The sequence below is a fragment of the Nocardia sp. CC201C genome, from assembly GCF_030010695.1.
GTDB lineage: Bacteria > Actinomycetota > Actinomycetes > Mycobacteriales > Mycobacteriaceae > Nocardia > Nocardia otitidiscaviarum.
In genome coordinates, this window is record NZ_JASCXP010000271.1 from 1 (window position 1) to 9,959 (window position 9,959).

Consider the following 9,959-nt stretch of genomic DNA (forward strand, 5'->3'; position numbering starts at 1 on the left):
GACCGCGCCCGCGTAGGAGTGCCCGACCAGGATCTTCGGCCCCGCCACCCCCGCCAGCAGGCCCTGCAGATAAGCGGTGTCGTAAGCCAGGCCGCGCAGCGGATTGGGCACCGCGATCACCGGGAAGCCCCGCCGATGCAGCCGCGCCGCGACCGGCTCCCAGCCCGAGGCGTCGGCGAACGCGCCGTGGACGAGGACCACCGTCGGCTTGGGCTGCCCGTCGTCGTCTCGGTCGGCGCCGTCCACCAGGGAGGCCAGGGCGGTCTCGAGCGAGGCGACGAAGTGGTTGCTCATGGAAAGTTCTCCTTCAACGAGAGGCGTCGTCCCGCTTCGCCGCGGAACGATCACCGATTTTCGTTACAGCAAGTGACTGTAACGTAACTGTGGACGGTTGCCAACCAGGACTCCGACCGGCTGCTGCGCCCGCACCCCGGGAGCATCGGTCCCACACACGAACACCGCTGTGCCCGAACGGCTCTCGTGGTGGCAGGATCGAGTCAGGGCAGTGCGGCGCGGGTCAGTTCGCCGAGGTTGGCGAGCAGGGACTCGCGCAGTCGCATGATCTGTGCGGGACGGTGGAAGCGTGGGGAGAACCCCGGCTCGATGCTGCACCGACCGGCGAAGGTGGACACGAAGTAGCCGACCCAACTCACCGGCTCGGAGGTGGCGAAGCCGCGGAAGTCGACGACCTCGATTCCTGCCGGAACCGCGAGATCGGGCACCACACCCCAGTTGGTGATGAAGTTCCCGACGCCCTTGCGCGGGCCGCCGTGCGCGGCCACCGCCGCCGCGGCTCGCATCACCGCCAGTGCGGACCCACCCGCTATGCCGGCGACGATCTGCGCCTTCACCTGCGTGGCCAGCGTTTTCAGGGCGGCGCCGGGAGTGCACGCGGTGACCGTCGACGCGAACCCCAACGCGTTGGTGACCTCGTCGGAGCGTGCCGCGGGACGCAGGTGGCCGCGCAGGTCGACGAGATGAAACATGACCATCGGCAATTCGGCGGCATCCCCGGCCGTTGCGGTGAGCAGCTCGCGTTCGGCCCGCACGATCGCGGCGGACAGCAGAGCGTGCAGCGTCGTCCCCGACGCCCGCGCACGTGCGCGCAGCGCGCCGGTGTCGGCTTGGGACAAGGTGATCCGCCCGCCCGGCACGGGAGCGAACCCCGGGCCGTCACCGCGGTCGGCGGCCGGGATGCTGTGCACCTGGCCCGCCACCGGGGCGGCGAGGTCGGGCAGGGCCATGCCGCGGGCGTGATAGGCGTGTTCGAGGCTGTGCGGGTAGACCGGCGTGACGTCGGGGAACGCGGCGCTCCCGGCCAGCGTGGCGGCGATGCGCCAGAGCACGGCCAGCAGTTCCGATCCCAACGTGGCGTCGTTGATCGCATGACACACCCGCAGCGCGACCGCGGTCCTCGCGCCGTCGCACACGATGGTGAGTGTCGCCAGGCAGCGTGCGGGATCGAGCGGCGTGCGCCCCGCGCCCGCGAGCCAGTCCGCGATCGAGCCCACCACGACCTCGGTGGTGGCCGCGCTCGTGCCGTCGCCGGGAATCCGCAGCCAGCACTGGTCACCGGTGACCTCGATCGTGCCGGTCAGCATCGGATACGTGCGACACAGCAGCCGAAAGGCATCGTGCAGCAGCGCGATATCGACCTCTCCGGCGCAGATCGCCACATAGCTGACGGTCAGCTTGCGCGGCACGAAGCCGTGATCGATCAGCCCCAGACGGTGCTTCGTGCCGCTGTCGAGCCCTGGCCTCACGCGAGACCCAGTAGCTCGGGGTGGGTGGCGCGGGCGCGCAGTTCCCGAGCCGGGTCGGCGACCAGGCGTCGGGTCCGCATGTCGAGCAGGCCGCTGACACTGGTGACCTCGGCGACCAGGGTGCCGTCGGGTGTGGTCAGCACGTGTTCGACGCGGTGGGTCTTGCCCGGCCCCCACACGAACGCACACGTCACGTCGACTTGGTCGTCGGCGCGCAGCTCGGCATGGTGGCGGACGGTGGTTTCGAGGTTGATCGGCCCGAACCCGTCGGCGAGCAGCTGCCGCGGTGACAGCCCGGCGGCCTGCCCGCACGCGAAGCGGGTGTGCTCGGCGTACTGCAGATACACCGTGGAAGCGAGATGGTGATTGGTGTCGAGCTCGTAGCTGCGCACCGCGAACCGCAACGTGAAAGGCGCACCGTCGGTCCCGGCCGCACCCGCGGATGTGGATCTCCGCCGCGCGGACGTCGTCGCGCACGTATCTGTTTCGGTCATGAGCTATGGACTCCTCATCCGGTGAATGTCGAATGGTGCGAATCGCAGCCTGCCGGGGCCGTGGCACCGGTACCAAGACACTGCTGACACTGGTGTCAGCAGCACCCGGCAACCGCCTGGCATCCGGCGCCGGGTGTGTCCGATGATGTACGCCGTGCCTCCCGCTCCCCGCCGCACCGAACTGGCCGCGTTCCTGCGCAGCCGCCGCGACCGCCTCACCCCCGCCCAGGTCGGACTGGCACCCGGATTGCGGCGCCGGACACCAGGATTGCGGCGCGAGGAGGTCGCCGGGCTGGCCGGGGTATCGGTGACCTGGTACACCTGGCTCGAACAGGGACGCCCCATCAACGTCGGCGCGGCAATCCTCGACGCCATCGCACGCTCGCTACGCCTGGACGACGCGGAACGCGCCCACCTCTACCGACTGGCCGAGGTCCCGATCCCTACCACGGCCACCCGAGCGCGGGCGCTGACCCCCACCCTGCAATCCATCCTCGACGCCATCACCGGGTATCCGGCCGCGGCCATCAACACCCGCTGGGACCTGCTCGGCCACAATGCCGCCGCGGCCGCGCTGTGGCCACGGCTGACCGCCCCCGAGGGCTCACGCAACGTGCTGTGGGAACTGTTCACCACCCCCGCCGAGGCGCGCTGCTTCGTCAACCGCGACGCCGGCCTCCCCCACATGGTCGCCTCATTCCGTGCCGACTTCGCCCACCACCTCGACGACCCCACCTGGACCGACCTCATCCGCGCCCTCGCGACCGCCAGCCCCGAATTCACGCGACTGTGGGCCACCCGCGACGTCGCCGCACCACCCACCCACACCATGATCTACCGCCACCCCGCGGTCGGCGACCTCGCGTTGACCCTGACCCGCATGGAACTACCCGCCACCCCCGAAACCATCCTCACCGTCTGGACCCCCGTCGACGACGACAACCGCGCACGCATGGACCGGCTCCTCACCCACCCCGACCACGCCCGCTAGGAGCGCTCCGCGGCACGCTGGGTGCGGCCCCCGCATCCGAAGTTCTCGCCCGACGCGTCGGACGGCCGCGGCGGTCGTCCTCCCGAAATGCTGGCGCAGATCGCGAACTAGCGGCCGAGCGGCCGACGTGGCGCTGTGATCCGGCACGCCCTGGCGGCCTCCCGGTTGAGCGACCTCCCTACGAATTCGGATGCGGCTGATCGGCGAAAGTGTTGCGGGGGTGGCGTTTCAGTGACTAGCTTTGCGAGCACCGCTGGCGGATAGCCAGACCTGTGAGTAGACGAGAATTCGGTGATCGGCAGCAGATTCCTCCATAAGATCTCGGCACTGCGGCAGCGGGCTGCCAGCGTGCGGACCAGAGTGCTGGTCATTGTGCTCATTCCGAGTATCGCGTTGCTCGCGATCGGGGTCGGCGGATCCGCCTATCTGGTGCAGAGCGGGCGGGAAGCCGATCGGTTCGCTGAACTGGCGCGCGGCACCTCCGGGCCGTCGATCATGATGATCGAGGCCTTCCAGGAGGAGCGTCGGCTCTCGCTGTTGTTCCTGGCCGGGGACGACTCGGCCGGATTCGCGTTGCCGGCGGCGCGCAAGCAATCCGATGCGGGGTACGCGGCGGTGGTGGCCCAGGCCAATGCGCTCTCGGAGCTGCGGCCCGACCTGAAGGACGGGTTCTTCCGGGTCGGTGTCGGCCAGAAGGTGCCCGCCCTGCGGGCCGCCATCGACGCGCGCGCCATCCCGGCCGCGGACGCGTTCACCGCGTACAGCATGGCGGTCGCCGCCATCGTCAACGGCTGGCTGATCTCGGCGGACGTCGCGCCCGAATCCCATATCGCGGTCGAACTGTACAAGTCGGTGCATGCGCTGCGGGCCGCCGAATCCATCTCGCAGACCAGCGGTTTGGGTTCACTGATGATGCTCACCGAGGAGCTGTCGCCGCAGCTGCTGGTGGAGCTGACCGGATACATCGGCGACGGACGCGGCGAGGTCGCCTACCTCGGGTCGGTGCTGCGGGGGGCGCACCTCGACCAATGGAAGGCGATCACCGCCAGCACGGAATGGCAGCGGCTGCGCGCCATGGAGGACGCGATCATCCAGCGCGGCCCGATCACCGCCGACAGCGGTCGAACATCCGGCGAATCCGCCGATCCGCTACCGCTGACACTGACCGAATGGCAGCAGGTCGCGGGCAAGGTCCGGCGCGATCTGCTGAACCTGTGGGAAACCCAAAGCGTCGACGCGCATTTCGAGGCGACCGAACGGGGCAATCGGCTCGAGCGGAACTCGCTTTCCGCCGGGGCGGGCGTACTCTCGCTCGCGCTGCTGGCCTTTCTCGGTGCGCTGGTGCTGGCCAACAAGTTCATCGCACGCTTGCGCCGGCTACGCCGGGACACGCTGGAATTGGCCGACGAACGACTGCCGGAGACGATCCGCCGACTCTCGGCCGGCGAGGAATTCGATCAGGACGCCGACCGATTGGATTTCGGGTCCGACGAAATCGGCCACGTCGCAGACGCTTTCAACCGCGCACACCGGGCGGCGGTCAACGCCGCAGTAGCCGAGGCCAAGACCCGGGCGGGCGTGAACGCGGTGTTCGTGAAGATCGCCCACCGGTCCCAAGGCGTGGTGCACCGCCAACTTGCCCTGCTCGACAAGGCCGAGCGGGAGGAACCGGAACCGGACCGGCTGAAATTGCTGTTCCAGCTCGACCACTTGGCGACCCGGGCGCGGCGCAACTCCGAGAACCTCATCGTGCTCGGCGGGGAACAGCCGGGACGCAAGTGGCGCAACCCGGTGCCGCTGATCGACGTGGTTCGCGGTGCGGGCGCGGAATCGCTGGACTACACCAGAATTCACGTCCGCAAGCTGCCGGAGACACAGATCATCGGACCCGCCGTCACCGATATCATCCACCTGCTGGCGGAACTGGCCGACAATGCCACCACATTCTCCCCACCGGAGTCGCCCGTCGAAATCACCGGTGGTCTGGTCGGCAAGGGAATCGCCATCGAGATCTCCGACCAGGGCCTCGGCATGACCGCGGAGGATATGGCCGCCCGCAACGCGCTGCTGGCACAGCCACCGGATTTCAGCGTCGCGACCCTGGCCGGAGACATCCGGCTCGGCTTGTTCGTGGTCGCGAAACTGGCAGCCCGCCACGGTATTACAGTGCGGCTCACGGAATCCGACTACGGCGGCGTGAAGGCCATCGTGCTGATCCCGAACGCGCTCACCACCTCCGCTCCGGATACGGGCGCTGCCGATCCTGTTCGGGAGCAACGAATTCCGACGCAGCCCGAGTACACATGAACGATTCACCGGATTCGTGGTACGACGAGGAAGCCGGGCCGGTGGTGCGGCTCTACGCGGTGACGCGGGGCCGATCCGAGACCCGCCGCACCGATGTGGACATGGTCACCCGGGTGGTCGCTTCCAGCCTCGGCAGGCTGCGCCGCCACGAACCCGAATACGCCGCCATCGTGGAGTTGACGCGATCGCCGCTCTCGGTGGCCGAGATCGCCGCCCGGCTGCACCTGCCGATCACCGCGACCAAGATCCTGGTCGGCGATCTCATCGGTGACGGCGTCCTCGACTTCCGCGCCCCCGCCGTCGGCCCGGGCTCTTCCGATGACCTCACCGTGCTCCGTGCGGTACTGAAGGGGATTCAGGCACTGTAATTCCTTCGGCTCGAGGCGCTACCCCAACACCACCGATTCCGCCCGAACGCGGCCGCGTCGATGAGTTTCGGTTGGTTTCCCCGTCTGATCCACAGAATCAACCGGATGCCGCTGCTACAACCGAGTGGTTCGAACCAAGCGCCAACACACACGCCGCCTGACCGGCGGCGCGCCCCGAAGGGAGCCATCATGGGCGACACCGACCCGCACAACCGCCAACCCGGGACAGTTCAGCGATTGGACAACATCGCCATCGTCGTCGACAACCTCCCAGCGGCCACGGCATTCTTCACCGCGCTCGGACTCGAGCTGGAAGGCGAGGCGACCATCGAGGGCAGCTCGGTTGACCGCCTCATCGCACTCGAGGGAGTCCGCACGGACATCGCGATGATGCGCACCCCGGACGGCCACGGACGCCTCGAGCTGACCGAATACCAGTCACCCCCAGCCCGAGACGCCGACCCGAACCCGCCGGCCAACACCCTCGGCATGCACCGCATCATGTTCGCCGTCGATAACATCGACGCAACCCTCGACCGCCTGCGCCCCCACGGCGCCGAACCCCTCGGCGACCTGGTGCAATACGAGAACAGCTACCGCCTGTGCTACCTGCGCGGTCCCGCAGGCATCCTCATCGCACTCGCCGAGCAGATCGACTGATCGGTAGCTTGACGGGCCAGCATGTGCACCATTCGGTGCGGTTCGAGGCTGGAGTTACCACCCGTCCGACAGTTCACCAGGGCGCACGGAAGGCATTCGTCGACGCATTCATTGCGGCCACACCCGTCGAAGATCACACCCTCGATGTCGCACGCGCACACGCCCGGCTGATGGCATACGTCCGCCGGGCAGGCCAGCCACGCGGTGCCCACGACCTGATCATTGCCGCCACAGCAGTGGCCACGCGCCGGACAGTGGTCACCACCGACGCCAAGGCCAACCTCGGCACACTGCCCGAGGTAGACCCCCACTCCAGGCCGGTTCTATACGACCTCCGCACAGCAGGCGGCGGGACCTCGGCGGTCTGATCGCCTGGCTTCTCGCACAGTTGTCGGCCACTGTCGGGAGCGCCTGACCGAGATAGCGACGGTGACCACGGTGCTGGTACCGCGTGGTCCCGCGCCACAATGTGGGCGAAAGCTGCTGTCGTATCAGATCGCCGAGGACAGTCTGCCGAATCCGAAACCCTGCACGCGACCCTGGAGCTGGTTCGCTGGCCGCACACCGCAACCCCGCCCGCCACCGCGACCCAGCACACCCGGACCGGGCGGAAGGGCTGACGTAGTGATAGTCGGCGCGCCAGTGTGGTCCACGCGCGGCTGCGGTCGACTACCTCCGTACACCTCGACCGGTACTTGTGGCTACTCGTTCGATACCTCGGGAGGAGGTATCGCCGCCGACGGCCGACGACAGTGGGACTCGTTCACATGAAGCCGAAGGAGAACCCATGAATTCCCGTGCCAACGCCGTCCCCGTTCGTACTCCGCGCCTGCGCGATGTGGCCTCGCGTGCGCAGCTCAGCATGTTCCGGGCGGTATGGGTGGGCGGCGGTCTCGCCGTTGTCGCCGCGTTGGTGTTGTTGATCGGCGCTTTCACCGCCAACTCCGCGGCGGGGGCCTCCGGTGAGATGGCCGGGGTGCTCGGTCTCATCGCCTTGTCGTTCGGTGCGGCTGTCCTGGTTGTCGGCGCGCTGGTTCGATCGGCCGTCATCACCGCGGGCTCGCGGGCCGTGCACGACCACTGAGTTGTCCGTACTCGGCCCCGCGGGTGTGCGGGGCGACGGGTTGGGAGGTCCGATCCGCACCACGCGAAACGACCGTGCTGGTGTGGAACCGGACCTCGCCGTCCGTGGTTCGATTGCCTGCGAATATCTCTTCCGCGCTACCAGGAGGTCGGGTGAGGGCCATCCGAGAGGGCCGGCGTGACTGGATCCCAGCGGGGACGGCTGCGCTGGTTGTGCTCATCGGCGGAATTGTCGAGCTGTGGCTCAGTGTCCGCTTCGACGTGTTCCCCAATCGCGGCAGTGTGGTGCCCGTCGTCGTCGCCACCGCGGCGGCGGTTGGGCTCACTCGGCGGTGGCCCGCTGCCGCGCTGGCCGTGGTGTGGCTGACCTTCGCATTTCAGCTGGCCGCGGGAGTTCCGGTGCTGTTGGTCGAGATGGCTTGGGCTGCGGTGATATTCGGTACCGCGCACTGGGGTGGTACGGCCACCAAGGTGGCGGGTGCGCTGTCGATTCCGGTGTTCGGGACGATGGCGGTGAACTCGGGCGTCTACGTTGCGCTCCTGATCACCACGCTCTTCGGCGGCTCCTGGCTGGCCGGGCTGGCGCTGCGGCGCTACTCCGACCGCGCGACGCACTCCCACGCCGCGCAGCGCACGGCCGAGGCGGATGCCGAGCTGGCTCACCAGGAGAGCGTGCAGGCCAAACAGATCGCGCGGCTGCGTGAAGGGCAGGCCCAGCTCGCCCGAGATGTGCACGATGTGGTCGGACATTCGCTGGCGGTGATTCTCGCGCAGGCCGAATCGGCGCAGTTCATCGCCGATACCGATGCGCTGCGGGTGTCGATGGCCGCGATCGCGAAGCTGGCGCGCTCGTCACTGCAGGATGTGCGCCAGGTCCTCACCTCGACCGAACCGCCGGATGCCGGACCGGGCGAGCTGCTCACCCTGGTGGAGGGGGTGCGTGCCAGCGGGCACGAGATCACCTTCGACGAAATCGGGAACGCCCGGACACTGGCTCCCGAATTGGCCACGGTCGCCTACCGTGTGCTGCAGGAAATGCTGACCAATGCGATGCGGCATGGCAGCCGAGCCACGCCGGTTTCTGTCGAATTACATTGGACCTCTGAGGAATTGCGGATCGCAACAACCAACTCCCGCACCCCCGGGGATGCCGCGCAAACGAGAGCGGATGGGCGAGGACTCGAAGGAATGCGGCGGCGGGTCGAGGCGGTGGGCGGGCGGCTCGATATTCGCCCGCGGGGCGATCAGCACACCGGTGAACCGAACACGCCCCGCTTCACCGTCATCGCCCGGGTTCCCTTGCGTAGGCTCGCCCCGTGAGTAAGCCTGCCAGCGAAACCACCGTGAGCGGCGACGATGACATCCGGGTACTCCTGGTCGATGACCAGGAGCTGTTCCGCACCGGCGTCGCGGTGATCATCGACGCCCAGCCGGGTATGCGGGTCGCCGGGCACGCGGCCGACGGATTCGACGCGCTGCGCCTGGTCGACGAACTCGAGCCGGATGTCGTCCTGATGGATATCCGTATGCCGGAAATGGATGGCGTGGAGGCAACCCGCCAGCTCTTCTCCCCGGAACGCGCCGCCCGCCGCACCAAACCCCTGCGCGTGCTGGTGCTGACCACCTTCAACCTCGACGACCGGGCCGCGACCGCGATTCGCTACGGCGCCAGCGGTTTCCTGCTCAAGGACACCAATCCCCGCATGCTGTGTGAGGCCGTCCGCACGGTCCACACCGGCAACGCCGTACTCGCCCCACACGACCTCGCTATCCTGCTCGATGGCCAATTCCGCTCCCGCACCCCCGTTCCAGCGGCCTATACCGGTCTGACAGAGAAGGAACAGGAGGTGTTCACCGCGGTCGCGAAAGGACACTCCAACCTCGAGATAGCCCAACTCCTGTACGCCGGTGAGTCCACCGTGAAGAGCCACGTCGGCGCGATCCTGCGAAAACTCGGCCTGCGCGACCGCGTACAGATCGTGGTCTTCGCCCACGAGCACGGACTGGTCTGAGCGGCTGGAGATTTCGCGAAGCGGCGGATAGCTCACCGCAACCGGATCGAGGACGTCTACTTCGCGGGCGGTCAGGGCCGCGACCGGGACGGTGTGGCCTAGGAGTCGGTTCGTGCAATGCCACCTGTGGTGGAGCTAAGGGGACTCGAACCCCTGACCCCCACACTGCCAGTGTGGTGCGCTACCAGCTGCGCCATAGCCCCGAGTGTTTGCTCTCGGAGTGCTCCGAGTGCGCGGATGAAAATTACACGGGGTGGGGGTGTGGGGGCAAATCGGGTGGG

General features: G+C 68.1%; 10 protein-coding genes and 1 tRNA gene. 7 read left to right on the forward strand and 4 right to left on the reverse strand.

Going from position 1 to position 9,959, the window contains the following annotated elements; all coding sequences use genetic code 11:
* The 3 genes from QK444_RS24575 to QK444_RS24585 form a co-directional block, all read right to left on the reverse strand.
* Window positions 1–294: alpha/beta hydrolase (locus QK444_RS24575; RefSeq protein WP_282784113.1), on the reverse strand; the 294-nt coding region annotated here is incomplete at its 3' end.
* A 203-nt stretch (window positions 295–497) separates the two neighbouring features.
* Window positions 498–1,763, reverse strand: a complete 1,266-nt coding sequence (locus QK444_RS24580; RefSeq protein WP_282784115.1) for a hypothetical protein — start codon at window positions 1,761–1,763, stop codon at window positions 498–500.
* Window positions 1,760–2,257, reverse strand: coding sequence for an acyl-CoA thioesterase (locus QK444_RS24585; RefSeq protein ID WP_282784117.1), 498 nt, complete (start codon window positions 2,255–2,257; stop codon window positions 1,760–1,762). Before QK444_RS24585 ends, QK444_RS24580 begins: the two co-directional genes overlap by 4 nt.
* A 154-nt stretch (window positions 2,258–2,411) precedes the next feature.
* On the opposite strand from QK444_RS24585, the gene QK444_RS24590 reads away from it, so the two are divergent.
* The 7 genes from QK444_RS24590 (at window position 2,412) to QK444_RS24620 (ending at window position 9,678) form a co-directional block, all read left to right on the forward strand.
* Entirely contained in the window at window positions 2,412–3,248 is an 837-nt protein-coding gene (locus QK444_RS24590; protein ID WP_282784119.1) for a helix-turn-helix transcriptional regulator, read from the forward strand.
* A gap of 348 nt (window positions 3,249–3,596) precedes the next feature.
* On the forward strand, window positions 3,597–5,555 hold the full coding sequence (locus QK444_RS24595) for an ATP-binding protein (RefSeq protein WP_282784120.1): 1,959 nt from the start codon (window positions 3,597–3,599) through the stop codon (window positions 5,553–5,555).
* Window positions 5,552–5,923, forward strand: a complete 372-nt coding sequence (locus tag QK444_RS24600) for a DUF742 domain-containing protein (protein WP_282784121.1) — start codon at window positions 5,552–5,554, stop codon at window positions 5,921–5,923. The genes QK444_RS24595 and QK444_RS24600 overlap by 4 nt, the downstream gene beginning before the upstream one ends.
* 189 nt (window positions 5,924–6,112) lie before the next feature.
* Window positions 6,113–6,583 (forward strand): VOC family protein, encoded by a 471-nt coding sequence (locus QK444_RS24605; protein WP_282784122.1) that lies wholly within the window; start codon window positions 6,113–6,115, stop codon window positions 6,581–6,583.
* A gap of 787 nt (window positions 6,584–7,370) precedes the next feature.
* Window positions 7,371–7,667, forward strand: coding sequence for a hypothetical protein (locus QK444_RS24610; protein ID WP_282784124.1), 297 nt, complete (start codon window positions 7,371–7,373; stop codon window positions 7,665–7,667).
* A gap of 152 nt (window positions 7,668–7,819) precedes the next feature.
* Window positions 7,820–8,986: a histidine kinase gene (locus QK444_RS24615; protein WP_282784125.1), complete on the forward strand. Its 1,167-nt coding sequence runs from the start codon at window positions 7,820–7,822 to the stop codon at window positions 8,984–8,986.
* Window positions 8,983–9,678 carry a response regulator transcription factor gene (locus QK444_RS24620; RefSeq protein WP_282784127.1) on the forward strand — a complete coding sequence of 232 codons (696 nt, stop codon included), beginning with the start codon at window positions 8,983–8,985 and terminating at the stop codon, window positions 9,676–9,678. The genes QK444_RS24615 and QK444_RS24620 overlap by 4 nt, the downstream gene beginning before the upstream one ends.
* 127 nt (window positions 9,679–9,805) lie before the next feature.
* On the opposite strand, the gene QK444_RS24625 is transcribed toward QK444_RS24620, so the two are convergent.
* Window positions 9,806–9,881, reverse strand: a tRNA-Ala gene (locus tag QK444_RS24625).
* Window positions 9,882–9,959 lie beyond the last annotated feature (78 nt).